At 53.5% G+C, this 17926-nt stretch carries 14 protein-coding genes and 1 pseudogene; 11 read left to right on the forward strand and 4 right to left on the reverse strand.

From position 1 onward, the window contains the following. The first annotated feature begins 15 nt into the window (after nt 1–15). Nucleotides 16–894 carry an Hsp33 family molecular chaperone HslO gene (gene hslO / locus OGY17_RS03530; RefSeq protein ID WP_003023531.1) on the forward strand — a complete coding sequence of 293 codons (879 nt, stop codon included), beginning with the start codon at nt 16–18 and terminating at the stop codon, nt 892–894. Between the two features lie 109 nt (nt 895–1003). Here the strand turns inward: hslO and OGY17_RS03535 are convergent, their stop codons facing one another. Continuing rightward, the gene (locus OGY17_RS03535; RefSeq protein WP_286606406.1) at nt 1004–2722 is read right to left on the reverse strand and encodes a DUF4153 domain-containing protein; all 1719 of its coding nucleotides are present in this window, start codon (nt 2720–2722) and stop codon (nt 1004–1006) included. A gap of 378 nt (nt 2723–3100) precedes the next feature. Here OGY17_RS03535 and pckA point away from each other — a divergent pair, with 378 nt between their 5' ends. Further along, nucleotides 3101–4723, forward strand: coding sequence for a phosphoenolpyruvate carboxykinase (ATP) (gene pckA, locus OGY17_RS03540; protein WP_125362809.1), 1623 nt, complete (start codon nt 3101–3103; stop codon nt 4721–4723). A 74-nt stretch (nt 4724–4797) separates the two neighbouring features. On the opposite strand, the gene envZ is transcribed toward pckA, so the two are convergent. After that, a complete protein-coding gene (gene envZ, locus OGY17_RS03545) occupies nt 4798–6150 on the reverse strand; it encodes a two-component system sensor histidine kinase EnvZ (RefSeq protein ID WP_286606408.1) in 1353 nt (450 codons plus the stop codon). Further along, complete coding sequence (gene ompR, locus OGY17_RS03550; RefSeq protein WP_001157751.1) at nt 6147–6866, reverse strand: osmolarity response regulator transcription factor OmpR; 720 nt, start codon at nt 6864–6866, stop codon at nt 6147–6149. Before ompR ends, envZ begins: the two co-directional genes overlap by 4 nt. A gap of 225 nt (nt 6867–7091) precedes the next feature. On the opposite strand from ompR, the gene greB reads away from it, so the two are divergent. The 6 genes and pseudogenes from greB to OGY17_RS03580 form a co-directional block, all read left to right on the forward strand. Further along, nucleotides 7092–7565 (forward strand): transcription elongation factor GreB, encoded by a 474-nt coding sequence (gene greB, locus OGY17_RS03555; RefSeq protein ID WP_003023524.1) that lies wholly within the window; start codon nt 7092–7094, stop codon nt 7563–7565. Nucleotides 7566–7663: 98 nt separating this feature from the next. After that, entirely contained in the window at nt 7664–9997 is a 2334-nt protein-coding gene (locus OGY17_RS03560) for a Tex family protein (RefSeq protein WP_286606410.1), read from the forward strand. 432 nt (nt 9998–10429) lie between these two features. Then, nucleotides 10430–10657 (forward strand): ferrous iron transporter A, encoded by a 228-nt coding sequence (gene feoA / locus OGY17_RS03565; protein ID WP_003023519.1) that lies wholly within the window; start codon nt 10430–10432, stop codon nt 10655–10657. A gap of 18 nt (nt 10658–10675) precedes the next feature. Then, a complete protein-coding gene (gene feoB, locus OGY17_RS03570; protein ID WP_003827652.1) occupies nt 10676–12994 on the forward strand; it encodes a Fe(2+) transporter permease subunit FeoB in 2319 nt (772 codons plus the stop codon). An 11-nt stretch (nt 12995–13005) separates the two neighbouring features. Then, entirely contained in the window at nt 13006–13242 is a 237-nt protein-coding gene (gene feoC / locus OGY17_RS03575) for a [Fe-S]-dependent transcriptional repressor FeoC (RefSeq protein ID WP_286606412.1), read from the forward strand. A 233-nt stretch (nt 13243–13475) separates the two neighbouring features. Continuing rightward, a pseudogene (locus OGY17_RS03580) lies at nt 13476–13991 on the forward strand (Rpn family recombination-promoting nuclease/putative transposase); the annotation flags it as partial. 44 nt (nt 13992–14035) lie between these two features. Here the strand turns inward: OGY17_RS03580 and bioH are convergent. Further along, a complete protein-coding gene (bioH, locus tag OGY17_RS03585) occupies nt 14036–14806 on the reverse strand; it encodes a pimeloyl-ACP methyl ester esterase BioH (protein WP_286606414.1) in 771 nt (256 codons plus the stop codon). 37 nt (nt 14807–14843) lie between these two features. Between bioH and gntX the strand changes: the two genes are divergently transcribed. The 3 genes from gntX (at nt 14844) to gntT (ending at nt 17847) form a co-directional block, all read left to right on the forward strand. Then, nucleotides 14844–15527: a DNA utilization protein GntX gene (gene gntX, locus OGY17_RS03590; protein WP_008786337.1), complete on the forward strand. Its 684-nt coding sequence runs from the start codon at nt 14844–14846 to the stop codon at nt 15525–15527. Nucleotides 15528–15585: 58 nt separating this feature from the next. Continuing rightward, nucleotides 15586–16161, forward strand: coding sequence for a Fe-S biogenesis protein NfuA (gene nfuA, locus OGY17_RS03595; RefSeq protein ID WP_003023509.1), 576 nt, complete (start codon nt 15586–15588; stop codon nt 16159–16161). Nucleotides 16162–16530: 369 nt separating this feature from the next. Further along, on the forward strand, nt 16531–17847 hold the full coding sequence (gene gntT / locus OGY17_RS03600; protein ID WP_003023507.1) for a gluconate transporter: 1317 nt from the start codon (nt 16531–16533) through the stop codon (nt 17845–17847). Nucleotides 17848–17926 lie beyond the last annotated feature (79 nt).

The following is a 17926-nucleotide window of genomic DNA, read 5'->3' on the forward strand; positions in this document are numbered from 1 at the left end:
GCAAGAGAGATGATTATGCCGCAACATGACCAATTACATCGTTATCTGTTTGAAAACTTTGCCGTGCGCGGCGAGCTGGTGACCGTATCGGAAACCCTGCAACAGATCCTCGAAAATCATACTTACCCGCAACCGGTCAAAAACGTACTGGCTGAGCTGCTGGTTGCCACCAGCCTGCTCACCGCCACGCTGAAATTTGCCGGTGATATCACTGTGCAGTTGCAGGGTGATGGTCCGCTGAGCCTGGCCGTCATCAACGGCAACAACAATCAGCAGATGCGCGGTGTGGCCCGCATGCAGGGTGATATTCCTGAAGATGCCGATCTGAAAACGCTGGTGGGCAACGGTTACCTGGTGATCACCATTACCCCGGAAGAAGGCGAGCGTTATCAAGGCGTGGTCGGTCTGGAAGGTGACACGCTGGCAGCGTGTCTGGAAGATTACTTCATGCGTTCTGAACAGCTGCCGACACGCCTGTTCATCCGCACTGGCGACGTTGATGGCAAACCCGCTGCTGGCGGAATGCTGCTGCAGGTAATGCCGGCGCAAAACGCGCAGGCAGATGATTTCGATCACCTGACAGCCCTGACCGAAACCATCAAAGCCGAAGAGCTGCTGACGCTGCCGGCCAACGAAGTGCTGTGGCGCCTGTACCACGAAGAAGAGGTTACTCTCTACGATCCGCAGGACGTTGAGTTCAAATGCACCTGTTCACGCGAACGCTGCGCAGGCGCACTGAAAACGTTGCCGGACGAAGAAGTGGACAGCATTCTGGCGGAAGAAGGCGAGATCGATATGCACTGCGATTACTGCGGTAGCCACTATCTGTTTAACGCCATGGATATTGCTGAGATCCGCAGCAATGCCTCCCCTGCCGATCCACAGGTTCATTAATCACTGTCTTGCCTGATGGCACGGCGCTTATCAGGCCTACGGAAAATCTGTCGTAGGCCTGATAAGACGTTCGCGCTGCCATCCGGCAAAAACGATGTCGGCAACACACTCATTCGGTGTAATAAGTCATCGGCAGTCTTTTGCCATCAATAGTGATATCCCGCCAGATTCTTGGGGCTGAGCCCAGTTGCTGATTCGCTACCGCCTGCAGCAATTTATCCTTAGTGAATCCGTCAGGTAGCGTGGCAACAGCTAACAAATCCCATTTGTTTTTTTGCATGCCGAAGATCAGACTCTCCCCATCGCCAAAGGCATATAACACCTGCTCAGGATGACCATCCGCATTGAGGTCCTGACTCACCAGTACGCACGCATTCTGCTCAGCACAAGAGGTGATGCGATACCCCTGTGTTTTGACAAACGCCCAGAACGCATCGTCTGGCTTCTGGCTCCCCGGAGCAATCACAACCTTCGATACTAACTGTGTTGCGCTTAGCTCTTTAACCGGATCCCGGCGCCCTTGCAGCAGAGAATTCAAGTCGCGTCTGCGTTTACTGTCTTGATTAAACGCCACATCTTTTTGTAATGCTTCCAACGCTGCGCGCCCCGGTTTTCCGCTGTGATCCAACATATACAGGCTGACTTGATTCGGTTTAATTTTCCCGCTGTGATACAGCCCCATATGGCTGTTAACGCTGATGCGCCAGGCATCAATAACCGGCGATGACAGCAGAACCAACAGCCCCAATGCCAGCAACGAAACGCCAAGAATGACCGGCCCCTGAAGCTCAAGCGGATTGCGCCCGCGGCGCAAAATGCTGGCCAGATAGCCAAACGACCATACCAGCAGTACCACGACCACCAGCACGCCATAAACACGCTCAGGCGTCCAACCGTACTGCTGTATTCGCACCCACAGTGACCAACCGGCAATCAGCATATAGATGGGCGCGACAATCAGAGAGCATTTGATCAGGTAGCGTAACGCGCCTGGATAGGGTAACGCCTCTTTTTGCGGTTCACGCACGATAGCCATCAACAGCAACAGGAGCAGCGTCAGCGTTGACATCAACCCGGCCGCAGACACGCGTTGCGAAATAGCCTCCAGCCCGGTGAAGGGTAAGGTCAGTATGAACATCAGCGCCAACAGCGCGACCAGAGGTAACAGACCGGTGGCGATAAACGTCAGTAATTTTTGTACCGCCGTGACCAGACGCGACTGTGTGCGGGCCAGTACTACTGCCAGTGCGGTAATCAGACCAAAGGCCACATAGCCAAACCAGTCGGTATCAAAGAAGAGCGTGCTGAAGAAGGGAATACCGACCAGCTTAAACATCTCGCTCCATAGCAGGAGCACCAGCCAGAACAAACCGTTGGCGACAAAGACAATCAGCAACGTCAACGCATTAAGCCACAATTGCCGATAAAAATGCGGGTAACGCGCCTGCTCACGAGAGACATGAAGCGAGTACTGAATCCAGGGCAAAGCAAGCATCGCCATCAGCAGTAAACGCCAACCGTAGAACATAAAAACTTCATGTTGCCGCCACTTATCACTGTCCTCGACTTGCCACTTTAGCCAGACGCTCATCGCCAGCACCACAACAAAGATCAGCGCCATCCAGTACCACAGCGCGCGTTGTTTGAAAGAAACAACAGTAAGCAAAAGTGCCGAGGTGATCGCAATCGTCGCAGGCATGCCATAGAACAGCCAGCCGTCATTATGGGGCGCCAGATATGTCATCAGCAGATAGCATAATGTCCCCTGCAACAGGCCGATGAATATCATGCCCCAACGCGTCGTACGTGAAATTTCAGCACTATCCATGTCAGTATCCAGAATGAAGGGAAAAGCTAATTATCGCATCAACTTCACAATTTTGAGCATTGATAGAGCGATTTCAGACCACGACGACGGGAAGTGAATCGATATTGTTTATGTATAACCAACGCTCATTTCTTACGTGAATGCGATTACACTCACAAGATTCCCGCCAAAAACACTCTCCATTAACGTTTTAAGAACATTTTCCACAACAAAAAAGGGTTTCCTGCCATAATATCTGCCTCTTTGTGACAGGAGTCGCAGCGCATTCGGTCGCCCGTGATTTTCCCGGATGCGTAAATCTATGAGCCTTGTCGCGGTTAACAATCCCTAAAAAACCTTACTATTCCAGGTAATACATATTGGCTAAGGAGCAGTGAAATGCGTGTGAACAACAGTTTAACCCCGCAAGATCTCAAGGCTTATGGTATCAATGACGTTCAGGATATCGTTTACAATCCAGACTACGACACGCTTTTCCAGGAAGAACTTGATCCAAACCTGGAAGGTTATGAGCGTGGCGTGTTAACGAATCTGGGCGCCGTTGCCGTTGATACCGGTATCTTTACCGGACGTTCGCCAAAGGATAAGTACATTGTCCGTGACGACACCACGCGCGACACGCTGTGGTGGTCCGACAAAGGTAAAGGTAAGAACGACAACAAACCGCTCTCCCCGGAAACCTGGCAGCATCTGAAAGGATTAGTCACCCAGCAACTTTCCGGCAAGCGCCTGTTTATCATTGATGCTTTCTGCGGCGCTAACGCCGATACCCGTCTTTCCGTGCGCTTCATTACCGAAGTTGCCTGGCAGGCGCATTTTGTCAAAAACATGTTCATCCGCCCAAGCGACGAAGAGCTGGTTGATTTCAAACCTGATTTCATCGTGATGAACGGCGCTAAATGCACCAACCCGCAGTGGAAAGAGCAGGGTCTGAACTCCGAAAACTTCGTGGCTTTCAACCTGACTGAGCGTATCCAGTTGATTGGTGGTACCTGGTACGGCGGCGAAATGAAGAAAGGTATGTTCTCCGTAATGAACTACCTGCTGCCGCTGAAAGGCATTGCCTCCATGCACTGCTCAGCAAACGTTGGGGAAAAAGGCGATGTGGCAGTCTTCTTTGGCCTGTCCGGCACCGGTAAAACCACGCTGTCCACCGACCCGAAACGTCGCCTGATTGGCGATGACGAACACGGCTGGGATGACGACGGCGTGTTTAACTTCGAAGGCGGTTGCTACGCGAAGACCATCAAATTGTCTAAAGATGCCGAACCGGAAATCTACAACGCGATCCGTCGTGACGCGCTGCTGGAAAACGTCACCGTGCGCGAAGATGGTTCCATCGATTTCGATGATGGTTCAAAAACTGAGAACACCCGCGTTTCCTACCCGATTTATCACATCGATAATATCGTTAAGCCGGTGTCAAAAGCGGGTCATGCTACCAAAGTGATCTTCCTGACCGCCGACGCATTTGGCGTGCTGCCGCCGGTTTCTCGCCTGACGGCAGACCAAACGCAGTACCACTTCCTGTCTGGCTTCACCGCCAAACTGGCCGGTACCGAACGCGGCGTCACCGAACCGACCCCAACCTTCTCTGCCTGCTTCGGCGCAGCATTCCTGACTCTGCACCCAACGCAGTACGCAGAAGTGCTGGTGAAACGTATGCAGGCGGCAGGTGCACAGGCGTATCTGGTTAACACAGGCTGGAACGGTACCGGCAAGCGTATCTCTATCAAAGATACCCGTGCGATTATCGACGCCATCCTGAACGGTTCGCTGGATGACGCGGAAACGTTCCGTCTGCCGATGTTTGACCTGGCTATCCCGACCGAGCTGCCGGGCGTGGACACTCGCATTCTCGATCCGCGTAATACCTACGCATCTCCGGAGCAGTGGCAGGAAAAAGCCAATGCGCTGGCGAAACTGTTTATCGAGAACTTCGAGAAATATACCGATACCCCAGCGGGTGAAGCGCTGGTTAGCGCCGGACCGAAGCTGTAACGAAAAGTGCCGGATGGCGGTTTCGCCTTATCCGGCCTACAGCAACAAAAAGGGAGGCATTTTGCCTCCCTTTGTTATGCGTCTTTCGTGTTGCCCGGCGCGCGAGTGAAGGGAACCGGAAGCCATGCACGAATCGACAGCCCACCGCGTTCACTGGTACCAATCTCCAGCATACCGTTATGGTTATCAATAATACGCTGCACAATCGCCAGACCCAGGCCCGTGCCGCTGGTACTGCGCGCGCTGTCGCCGCGGACAAACGGCTGGAACAGGTGCTTACGCTGCTCCGGCTTGATGCCCGGACCATCATCTTCTACCTGGAACCAGGCGCGATGCTGCTCCATTCCGCTACTGACCTTAATCCAGCCGTTGCCGTAGCGGGCGGCATTAACCACCATATTGGCAACCGCACGCTTGATCGACAGCGGGTGCATCTTCACCTGAATGCTGCCCAGCAGCAGCGCAGTTTCGATTTCACGTTCGTAGCCGCTTTCCGCCGCAACCACTTCACCCAGCACCGAGTTCAGATCTGCCATCTCCATTGGCATCTCCTGACCGGTACGCAGGTAATCGATGAACTGCTCGATGATGGCGTTACACTCTTCGATGTCCTTATTGATGGACTCCGCAAGATAACCGTCCTCTTCGCCCATCATTTCCGTCGCCAGACGAATACGCGTCAGCGGGGTACGTAAATCGTGGCTCACGCCCGCCATTAACAGTGTACGGTCATCGGCCAGCTGCTTCACGCCCGCGGCCATATGGTTAAAGGCTCGGGTTACGGAGCGCACCTCTGAAGCGCCATACTCACGCAACGGCGGCGGAATGATACCTTTCCCCACCTGCAGCGCCGCATGTTCAAGATCCACCAATGGCCGGTTCTGGATACGGATAAACAGCCACGCCCCACCGATAGCCAGCAGCATAATCGCTAGCGTATAGCGGAACAGCGGCGAGAAGTCACCCTGATGAATTTCTGTAAGCGGCACGCGTACCCAGATATTGGGCGACAGCCAGGTTTTCAGCCACACGACCGGCGAGCTTTTGTTTACCTCAACGCGGACTTCCGTTGGGCCACCCAGCTGCTGCGCCATCTGATGGCTTAAGAATTCATAGTGTTGCGCCCAACGCAGTCCGGCCTCTTCAGCAGCCTCGTTGGAATAGAGAGAAATACCCAGCTCACGATAAATTTCCCGGCGGAATGCGGGCGGCACCACCAGTTGCGTACCGTCCTCCAGTTGCAGTTTATCGGTCATCAGCATACGAACTTCGTACGCCAGAACCTTATTAAACTGCTGGAGGCTCGGCAGAATCGCGAAGTTCAGCACTACCAGGTATGTCGTCACCAGGCTGGCAAACAGCAAGGTGACGATGAGCAATAACGTGCGGGCAAACGAACTTCGTGGTGAGAAGCGCATTCGCCTCATGCTTTAGAACCGTCCGGAACAAAGACATAGCCCAGACCCCATACGGTCTGAATGTAGCGTGGATGAGCCGGATCTTCTTCCACCATGCGGCGCAGACGGGAGATCTGGACGTCGATAGAACGTTCCATCGCAGAATATTCACGACCACGGGCGAGGTTCATCAGCTTGTCGCGGGACAGCGGCTCGCGCGGGTGGCTTACCAGCGCTTTCAGAACCGCAAACTCCCCACTGGTGAGCGGCATCGGCTCATCTTCGCGGAACATTTCACGCGTACCGAGGTTCAGCTTGAACTTACCAAAAGCGATAACCGCTTCTTCCTGAGAAGGTGCGCCCGGCAGTTCATTCGCCTGACGACGCAGGACTGCGCGAATACGTGCCAGCAGCTCACGCGGGTTAAACGGTTTCGGGATGTAATCGTCGGCGCCGATTTCCAGCCCTACGATACGGTCAACTTCTTCACCCTTCGCTGTGACCATAATGATCGGCATCGGGTTGCTCTGGCTGCGCAGGCGACGGCAAATAGACAGGCCATCTTCTCCCGGCAGCATTAAATCCAGCACCATCAGGTGAAAGGACTCACGGGTCAGCAGACGATCCATCTGCTCAGCGTTTGCGACGCTTCGAACCTGGAAGCCCTGCTCGGTCAGATAACGCTCCAGAAGCGCACGCAAGCGCATGTCGTCATCGACCACCAGAATCTTATAGTTCTCTTGCATTGTTATTACTCCCAAAGGTTCGCAACAATTAAGTGTATATTCTTAAGAAAGCTAACGTGAGTCACCAGCGAATTCTGGTATGAATTCCAGGCTAAATTGTTACAAAGCATATTAAACAGCAGCTTAAGTATACAATGTTTCTCGCAATACATTATTTATTCTGTTGATATGCTCACGTAATACTAATTGTGCGCATCATCACAGAGTCGAAGGTAAAACAATAAGATGAAAACGCCCCTGATAACCCGTGAAGGGTATGAAAAACTTAAACAAGAGCTGAATTATCTCTGGCGTGAAGAGCGCCCGGAAGTCACCAAAAAAGTTACCTGGGCCGCAAGTCTGGGTGACCGCAGCGAAAATGCCGACTACCAGTATAATAAAAAGCGCCTGCGTGAGATCGACCGCCGCGTCCGTTATTTGACCAAGTGCATGGAGAATCTAAAAATCGTCGATTACTCCCCACAGCAGGAAGGCAAAGTCTTCTTTGGCGCATGGGTTGAGATTGAAAATGACGATGGCGACATCCGCAAATTCCGTATTGTTGGCTACGATGAGATCTTCGGTCGTAAGGATTACATCTCAATCGACTCACCAATGGCGCGGGCGCTATTGAAAAAAGAGGTCGGCGATCTCGCAGTAGTAAACACCCCAGGTGGCGAAGCCAGCTGGTACGTGAATGAGATTGAATACGTGAAGTGAGACCGGAACAATCCGAAGCCCCGGCAGATGGCTGGCATTTTTGCCAGTCAATCCGTATAACTATCCCCTGATTTTTTATCCTATAGACGAAGCTATCCATGATGAATGATTCTTTCTGCCGCATTATCGCAGGTGAAATTCAGGCTCGTGCTGAACAGGTAGAAGCTGCCGTTCGCCTGCTTGACGAAGGGAACACCGTGCCGTTTATCGCACGATATCGTAAGGAAATCACCGGCGGTCTGGACGATACGCAACTGCGTAATCTGGAAACCCGTCTGGGATATCTGCGTGAACTGGAAGACCGCCGTCAGGCAATCCTGAAATCTATCGGCGAGCAAGGCAAACTGACCGACGATCTAGCGAAAGCGATCAACGGCACGTTAAGTAAGACCGAACTCGAAGACCTCTATCTGCCGTACAAACCTAAGCGCCGCACCCGTGGGCAGATCGCCATTGAGGCCGGACTGGAGCCGCTGGCAGACCTGTTGTGGAACGAACCGTCTCACGACCCGGAAACGGAAGCCGCAAAATATCTCAACGCCGAAAACGGCGTGGCGGATACCAAAGCCGCCCTCGACGGCGCGCGCTACATTCTAATGGAGCGCTTCGCTGAAGATGCTGCTCTGCTGGCGAAAGTACGTGATTATCTGTGGAAAAACGCCCACCTGGTCGCCACCGTGGTAAGCGGTAAAGAAGAGGAAGGCGCTAAGTTCCGCGACTACTTCGATCACCACGAACCGATTTCTACCGTGCCATCCCATCGTGCGCTGGCCATGTTCCGTGGCCGTAACGAAGGCGTGTTGCAACTTTCACTGAATGCCGATCCGCAATTCGATGAGCCACCAAAAGAGAGCCACGGCGAGCAGATTATCCGGGATCACCTGGGACTACGCCTGAACAACGCCCCAGCAGACAGCTGGCGTAAAGGCGTGGTTAGCTGGACGTGGCGCATCAAGGTGCTGATGCACCTCGAAACGGAGCTGATGGGTACCGTGCGCGAACGTGCGGAAGATGAAGCTATCAACGTCTTTGCCCGTAACCTGCATGACCTGCTTATGGCCGCTCCGGCCGGGCTGCGCGCCACCATGGGCCTCGATCCAGGTCTGCGTACCGGTGTAAAAGTGGCAGTGGTTGACGGTACCGGCAAGCTGGTCGCGACCGACACCATTTATCCGCATACCGGTCAGGCCGCCAAAGCCGCCGCTGCCGTTGCGGCGCTGTGTGAAAAACACAACGTTGAACTGGTGGCGATTGGTAACGGTACGGCGTCGCGCGAAACCGAGCGTTTCTTCCTCGACGTGCAAAAGCAGTTCCCGCAAGTGACCGCGCAGAAAGTGATCGTCAGTGAAGCCGGCGCGTCGGTTTACTCCGCATCCGAACTGGCGGCGCTGGAGTTCCCGGACCTCGACGTATCTCTGCGTGGCGCGGTGTCTATCGCCCGTCGTCTGCAGGATCCGCTGGCTGAGCTGGTGAAAATCGATCCGAAATCTATCGGCGTGGGCCAGTATCAGCACGACGTAAGCCAGACTCAGTTGGCGCGTAAGCTGGATGCGGTGGTGGAAGACTGCGTGAACGCCGTCGGCGTCGATCTGAATACCGCCTCCGTACCGCTGCTGACCCGTGTTGCTGGTCTGACGCGCATGATGGCGCAGAATATCGTTGCCTGGCGCGATGAGAACGGTCAATTCCAGAACCGTCAGCAACTGTTAAAAGTCAGCCGTCTTGGGCCTAAAGCCTTTGAACAGTGCGCGGGCTTCCTGCGTATCAACCACGGCGATAACCCGCTGGATGCCTCAACCGTTCACCCGGAAGCTTATCCGGTTGTGGAACGCATTCTGGCCGCCACCGAGCAATCGTTGCGTGACCTGATGGGTAACAGCAGCGAACTGCGTAATCTGAAAGCTGCTGATTTTACCGACGAACGCTTCGGGGTGCCGACCGTCACCGACATCATCAAAGAGCTGGAAAAACCGGGCCGCGATCCGCGTCCTGAATTTAAAACCGCGCAGTTTGCCGATGGTGTAGAAACCATGAACGATCTGCTGCCGGGAATGATTCTGGAAGGGGCAGTCACCAACGTCACCAACTTCGGCGCGTTTGTTGATATCGGCGTTCATCAGGATGGTCTGGTGCATATCTCTTCGCTGTCGAATAAGTTCGTCGAAGATCCGCACACCGTGGTGAAAGCAGGCGACATTGTGAAGGTGAAAGTGCTGGAAGTGGACCTGCAGCGTAAGCGTATCGCGCTGACCATGCGTCTGGACGAGCAGCCGGGTGAAACCAATGCGCGTCGCGGCGGCGGGAATAACGATCGCACTCAGGGTAATCGTCCGACGCCAAAAGCCGCGAAACCACGTGGCCGTGACGCACAGCCTGCGGGCAACAGCGCCATGATGGATGCGCTGGCGGCGGCGATGGGTAAAAAACGCTAAGTTTAAACCCTGTGCCGGATGGTGGTGTAAACGCCCTGTCCGGCCAGGTTATCGCCATTAATTTGCAGGCCGGATAAGACGCATGAGCGTCGTCATCCGGCATATTTAATCTATGTCCCGCTTTGCACCAAAATATATTTATCACTTCATTAACAGATGAAACCTTAATTAAACATTAAGATCCCCAATAATTACTTCCGCGAATCACTCGTTTCCAACCAGAATAAATATTGAGGAATATCAAAATTGGCTCAAATTATTATCCAATTGTACATTCCGTCACATTTATTCTATTGATGATAGAAACCATTCTCATTATCATTGATTTGTTGATTATTTACTCTTTCCTTACGTTGGCTAATCATCTGGTCTCATGCCGCCCTGTCGCCCCATGAGGTAATCATCCAGTTAGCGAGATATAAGTAGGTCCCTATGCAATTCACTCCTGACAGTGCGTGGAAAATTACCGGTTTTGCCCGTGAAATCAGCCCGGCTTATCGTCAGAAACTGTTGTCACTTGGCATGCTACCCGGCTCATCCTTCAACGTGGTACGCGTCGCCCCGCTCGGCGATCCTATCCATATCGAAACGCGTCGCGTAAGTCTGGTATTGCGTAAGAAGGATCTGGCGTTATTAGAAGTGGAAGCGGTTTCCTGTTAATACAGTGAGTCTATAAAAATGAAAAAACTAACCATTGGTTTAATTGGTAATCCTAATTCCGGCAAGACAACTTTATTCAACCAGCTCACCGGCGCGCGCCAGCGTGTAGGCAACTGGGCTGGCGTTACCGTTGAGCGTAAAGAAGGCCATTTCGCCACGACGGACCACCAGGTCACGCTGGTCGATTTACCCGGCACCTATTCTCTGACGACAATCTCATCCCAAACCTCTCTCGATGAGCAGATTGCCTGTCACTATATTTTAAGCGGCGACGCGGATCTCTTGATCAACGTGGTCGATGCTTCAAACCTTGAACGCAACCTCTACCTGACGTTGCAACTGCTTGAGCTGGGTATTCCCTGTATCGTCGCACTGAACATGTTAGATATTGCTGAGAAACAGCAAATCCGTATCGATATCGACGCCCTCTCCGCTCGTCTTGGCTGTCCGGTGGTTCCACTGGTTTCCACCCGCGCCCGCGGCATTGAAGCACTGAAGCTGGCGATCGATCGCTACAAAGAAAACGACACCGTTGAGCTGGTCCATTATGCCCAGCCGCTGCTGCAAGAAGCTGATTCCCTCGCCGACGCAATGGCCAAAGATATGCCGCTTAAACAGCGCCGCTGGCTAGGCCTACAGATGCTCGAAGGCGATATCTACAGCCGTGCTTACGCCGGTGATGCAGCACAAAACCTTGATGCCGCTGTTGCTCGCCTGAGCGAGACAATGGACGACCCGGCGCTACATATTGCCGATGCACGTTACCAGTGCATTGCCGCTATCTGCGATACCGTCAGTAATACCCTGACGGCAGAGCCGAGCCGTTTCACCACCGCGGTAGATAAAATTATCCTCAACCGCTTCCTCGGTCTGCCGATTTTCCTGTTCGTGATGTACCTGATGTTCCTGCTTGCCATCAACATTGGCGGCGCGCTGCAGCCGTTGTTTGATGTTGGCTCCGTGGCACTCTTTATCCATGGTATTCAGTGGATTGGCTATACGCTGCATTTCCCGGACTGGCTGACCATCTTCCTGGCCCAGGGCCTTGGCGGCGGGATTAACACCGTGCTGCCGCTGGTACCGCAAATCGGCATGATGTACCTGTTCCTCTCCTTCCTTGAAGACTCCGGCTACATGGCGCGCGCCGCGTTTGTGATGGACCGTTTGATGCAGGCGCTGGGACTGCCGGGCAAATCGTTTGTCCCGCTGATCGTCGGCTTTGGCTGTAACGTACCGTCTGTAATGGGCGCACGTACGCTGGATGCCCCGCGTGAGCGTTTGATGACCATCATGATGGCGCCGTTTATGTCCTGTGGCGCACGTCTGGCGATTTTCGCCGTCTTCGCCGCAGCGTTCTTTGGTCAGAACGGCGCGTTGGCGGTCTTCTCGCTGTACGTGCTGGGTATCGTTATGGCGGTGTTGACTGGCCTGATGCTCAAACACACCATCATGCGTGGCGAAGCAACGCCGTTCGTGATGGAGCTGCCGGTATATCACGTACCGCACATTAAGAGTCTGATCATTCAAACCTGGCAACGTCTGAAAGGCTTCGTTCTGCGTGCAGGTAAAGTCATCATCATCGTCAGCATTTTCCTCAGCGCGTTTAACAGCTTCTCACTGAGCGGGAAAATCGTCGACAACATCAACGACTCTGCTCTGGCTTCCGTTAGCCGCGTCATTACCCCAGTCTTCAAACCGATTGGTGTTCACGAAGATAACTGGCAGGCAACCGTAGGTCTGTTCACCGGCGCGATGGCGAAAGAAGTGGTTGTCGGTACGCTGAACACGCTCTATACCGCAGAAAACATTCAGGAAGAAGAGTTCAACCCGGCAGATTTCCACCTCGGTGATGAGCTGCTCGGCGCGGTAGATGAAACCTGGCAAAGCCTGAAAGACACTTTCAGCCTGAGCGTGCTGGCTAACCCTATCGAAGCCAGCAAGGGCGACGGTGAAATGGCTACCGGTGCAATGGGCGTGATGGGCGAGAAATTTGGCAGCGCCGCCGCCGCGTACAGCTACCTGATCTTTGTTCTGCTGTATGTACCGTGCATTTCAGTGATGGGCGCTATCGCACGTGAATCCAGCCGTGGCTGGATGAGCTTCTCGATTCTGTGGGGCCTGAATATCGCCTACTCTCTGTCGACGCTGTTTTATCAGACGGTCAGCTACAAAGAGCACCCGACCTACAGCCTGGTGTGCATTTTAGCGGTCATCCTGTTTAACATCGTGCTGCTGGGCCTGCTGCGTCGAGCTCGCAGCCGCGTGGACCTCGCACTGCTGGCAACCAACAGAACGGCGAGTTCCTGCTGTTCCAGCACGACTGGCGATTGCCACTAAGGTTATCGACAATGGCATCGCTTATTCAGGTTCGTGATTTACTTGCTTTGCGGGGGCGCATGGAGGCGACACAAATTAGCCACACGCTGCATACCCCGCAACCCATGATTGACGCCATGCTGAATCAGTTAGAAAAAATGGGCAAAGCGGTGCGGATTCAGGAAGATGCCGACGGGTGTCTTTCCGGAAGCTGCAAAAGTTGCCCGGAAGGTAAACCCTGCCTGCGCGAGTGGTGGGCTTTACGCTAATCAGATGCTCTTTGCCGGATGGCGCTACGCTTATCCGGCCTACAAATGATGCAAACATCCAGGCCGGATAGCGCGTTTACGCTGATATCCGGCTTTTTTGCGTAATGGATTCCACACAGATTTCATTATTTCAGCAAAAAAGATCTATCCTCCAGCCAGCCACGCATCGTTATTAATCCGTGGATGATTACTGGTAACCTGGGAAGTAGAGTCTCGTCATCTTTTTTCTCAGGTATAGCACCGCGTTTCCACTGATCGATATCACTGTTGTGCCCGATGACGAGATTATGCAGCATCGCCGGATGGCGCTGTTGGAGCTCATCCAAAAGCATATTCGTAAACGCGATTTGATGGGGCTGGTAGAAAAACTGGCCATCCTGCTTGTTAAAGGACACGCTAATGACAACCAGTTGAAAGCCTTGTTTAATTATTTAATGCAGGCCGGTAACACCACACATTTTGGCGAGTTTCTTCATGAAGTCGCCGAACGTTTACCCCAACATAAGGACAAGTTGATGACTATCGCCGAAAGATTACGACAGGAAGGGCACCTTAATGGTCTTCAGGAAGGCCATAGGAAAGGGTTGCAAGAAGGGTTACAGGAGGGGTTACAAACGGGTCTGCAACAAGGCAAACGAGAGGAAGCATTACGTATTGCATCAACTATGCTGGCTGATGGTATAGACCCACTAACCATCTTCAGAATTACTGGCCTGACCGCTGAGGATCTGGCTACGCGCAGCCATTAATCTTAGGCCCGGCGAGCATGGCACCACCGGGCAACACATCAAATTTATAGTTTCTGTTTTAACGCCACAAGCGCTGCACAGAATTCGGCGGGATGCGAGATAAACGGCGCATGCGCCGCTTTGGCAAACACCAAAGACTCGCTCTGCGGCCACAGGGCATCCAGCATCGGGACGACTTTGCGCGGCACCAGCCCGTCAAGATAGCCGTACAACCGCAGGAAAGGCATTTCCACCGCGCACAGCGGTTCTCGCAGATCGACCGTTTTCAGGATCTCAAGTCCACCATTGAGCACCTCGACGTCCGGCATGGGTAAAGCCAGTACCGTTTTCTTCAGCGCTCGCGCATCCTGACGCGCAGTTTCTGTGCCCATCGTTTGCAATGCCAGAAAACGCTCCACCGTACGCTGGAAATCTTCGCTCAGCTGCTGCTGGAAGCCTGCCAGCACCTCTGGCTTGATTCCCGGCCACTCATCCCGCGCGCTAAAGCAAGGGGAAGACGCGACGGTCACCAGCGCCTGAACACGATCAGGATGCGTTAACGCCACCTGACTCGCGACCAGCCCGCCCAGACTCCAGCCGAGCCAGATAGCTTTCTCCGGTGCCTGTTTCAATACCCGCTCAGCCATCTCTTCCAGTGACATTGCACCGAAACCCTGGCTACGACCAAATCCCGGTAAGTCGACAAGATGCAGCGTAAAATGCGAACTCAGTTCCTCGCTTATGCAATGCCACACTTGCGCATTCAGTCCCCATCCGTGCAGCAGCACAAGATGGTAATTTCCCGAACCCTGGGTCTGCCACCAGATGTCATTCATCAGTTATTGTTCTCTTTTAGCCTGAAAGGATGCATCTATGCTAACAGTACCGGGATTGTGCTGGCTATGCCGAATGCCCCTGACGTTAGGGCATTGGGGGATCTGCTCAGTCTGTACGCGGGCAACGCGTCAACACGCCAGCCTGTGCCCTCAATGTGGACTCCCTGCCGCTCATACCGTCATTCCCTGTGGGCGCTGCCTGCAAAAACCGCCGCCGTGGCAGAGACTGGTTACCGTCAGCGACTATGTTCCGCCGTTGAGCGGGCTTATCCACCAGCTCAAGTTTTCACGACGCAGCGAAACAGCCTCAGCTCTTTCACGTTTGTTGTTGCTGGAGGTACTACAGGCCCGGCGCACCAGCGGCCTTCCTCTACCGGACAGGCTGGTCAGCGTCCCGCTCTGGCAACGTCGACACTGGCGCAGAGGGTTTAATCAGAGCGATTTACTGTGCCGTCCGCTGGCACGCTGGCTGGGTTGCGACTGGGACAGCCGGACCATCTCGCGGGTTCGGGCAACCGCCACACAGCACCATCTCAGCGCCCGATTACGTAAACGTAACCTGAAAAATGCCTTTCGCCTTGAATTGCCGGTGCAGGGACTCCATATGGTTATTGTGGATGATGTCGTCACTACCGGAAGTACCGTCGCGGAAATCGCGCAGCTGCTTTTACGCAACGGCGCGGCGACTGTCCAGGTATGGTGCCTGTGTCGAACCTTGTAGAGCCTCGATGATGGGCGTATTATAACCAAGTAAAATAGTCAACTATTAGGCCATTACTATGATCCATATTTCCGATGCTGCACAAGCGCACTTTGCCAAACTGCTGGCAAATCAGGAAGAAGGGACACAAATCCGCGTATTTGTGATTAATCCCGGCACGCCTAACGCTGAATGCGGCGTTTCTTATTGTCCGCCGGACGCCGTGGAAGCAACCGACACCGCCATTAAATTTGACCTGCTGACCGCATATGTTGATGAACTGAGCGCACCGTATCTGGAAGATGCAGAAATCGATTTCGTTACCGACCAGTTAGGCTCCCAGCTGACCCTGAAAGCACCAAACGCCAAAATGCGTAAAGTTGCCGATGATGCGCCGCTGATGGAACGCGTGGAGTACATGCTGCAATCGCAGATCAACCCACAGCTGGCTGGCCACGGTGGTCGTGTCTCTCTGATGGAAATCACCGATGAAGGCTACGCCATTCTGCAGTTTGGCGGCGGCTGTAACGGCTGTTCAATGGTAGATGTAACGCTGAAAGAAGGTATCGAGAAACAGCTGCTGGCTGAATTCCCTGAACTGAAAGGCGTTCGCGATTTAACCGAACACCAGCGCGGCGAGCACTCTTACTACTAACGCCCGAACCTGTAGAGTATCCGTAGGCCCGATAAGACGCACCCGCGTCGCTATCGGGCATTGCTGCCGAATGGTAGCGTAACGGCCTACAACACTGCATTTCTCTGCCTGTGCCCTGCAACAATCCCCCGCATAATTTGACCAGCTTCTCATATTTTAAATTTTGCCTGTCCAGGTGATTTTCAAGCGCAGCATGTTACCCGTATCATTCGTGTCAGCACCTAACACACACATAATAGCCAGTTAAACTGATTAGTTTTGAAGGCAACCAGCATTGGTGCTGAGAATACTCTGTTCCCGGTCGGGACAATCGGAATTTGTCATCTAAACACTGACGTTACCCATAACAAAGTAAAGGCCAGGTAAATCATGCCATTAGTCATCGTTGCTATCGGTGTAATCTTGTTACTCCTCCTGATGATCCGTTTCAAAATGAACGGCTTCATCGCTCTCGTCCTGGTGGCGCTTGCTGTCGGATTGATGCAAGGGATGCCACTGGATAAAGTCATCGGTTCGATTAAAGCCGGCGTCGGCGGAACCCTTGGCAGCCTCGCCCTGATTATGGGTTTTGGCGCCATGCTGGGCAAAATGCTGGCGGACTGCGGCGGCGCACAGCGCATCGCAACCACGCTGATTGCTAAATTCGGCAAAAAACACATTCAGTGGGCAGTGGTATTAACCGGATTCACCGTCGGTTTTGCCCTGTTCTACGAAGTCGGCTTCGTGCTGATGCTGCCGCTGGTATTCACCATTGCTGCCGCTGCTAACATCCCGCTGCTGTACGTTGGTGTGCCGATGGCGGCTGCGCTGTCCGTTACTCACGGCTTCCTGCCGCCGCACCCGGGTCCAACCGCTATTGCCACCATTTTCCACGCAGATATGGGTAAAACTCTGCTGTTTGGTACGATTCTGGCAATCCCGACCGTTATTCTCGCCGGTCCGGTATACGCGCGTTTCCTGAAAGGCATCGATAAGCCAATCCCGGAAGGTCTGTACAGCGCAAAAACCTTCACTGAAGAAGAGATGCCAGGCTTTGGCGTCAGTGTCTGGACCTCTCTGGTCCCGGTTATCCTGATGGCAATGCGCGCCGTGGCGGAGATGATTCTGCCGAAAGGTCATGCTTTCCTGACGGTTGCTGAATTCCTCGGTGACCCGGTCATGGCAACGCTGATTGCGGTGCTGATTGCGATGTTCACTTTTGGTCTGAACCGCGGACGTTCGATGGATCAGATTAACGACACGCTGGTGTCCTCAATCAAAATCATCGCGATGATGCTGTTGATCATCGGTGGTGGCGGTGCCTTCAAACAGGTTCTGGTTGATAGCGGCGTAGACAAATACATCGCTTCAATGATGCACGGCTCTAACGTGTCTCCGCTGCTGATGGCATGGTCTATCGCTGCAGTACTGCGTATCGCACTGGGTTCCGCAACCGTTGCAGCGATTACTGCAGGTGGGATTGTGGCACCGCTGATTGCAACGACCGGCGTAAGCCCTGAGCTGATGGTTATTGCGGTTGGTTCCGGTTCCGTCATCTTCTCCCACGTGAACGATCCTGGGTTCTGGCTGTTCAAGGAGTACTTCAACCTGACCATCGGTGAAACCATCAAGTCATGGTCAATGTTGGAAACCATTATCTCCGTCTGCGGTCTGGTAGGGTGTCTGCTGCTGGGTATGGTGGTCTGATAAAACTGAGCCTGATGGCGCTACGCTTATCAGGCCTATGTGCTACGAGCCATCACCATAAAAAAGCCGGGGAAACCCC

The sequence above is a fragment of the Citrobacter sp. Cpo126 genome (assembly GCF_030332445.1).
Classification (GTDB): Bacteria; Pseudomonadota; Gammaproteobacteria; order Enterobacterales; family Enterobacteriaceae; genus Citrobacter; species Citrobacter portucalensis.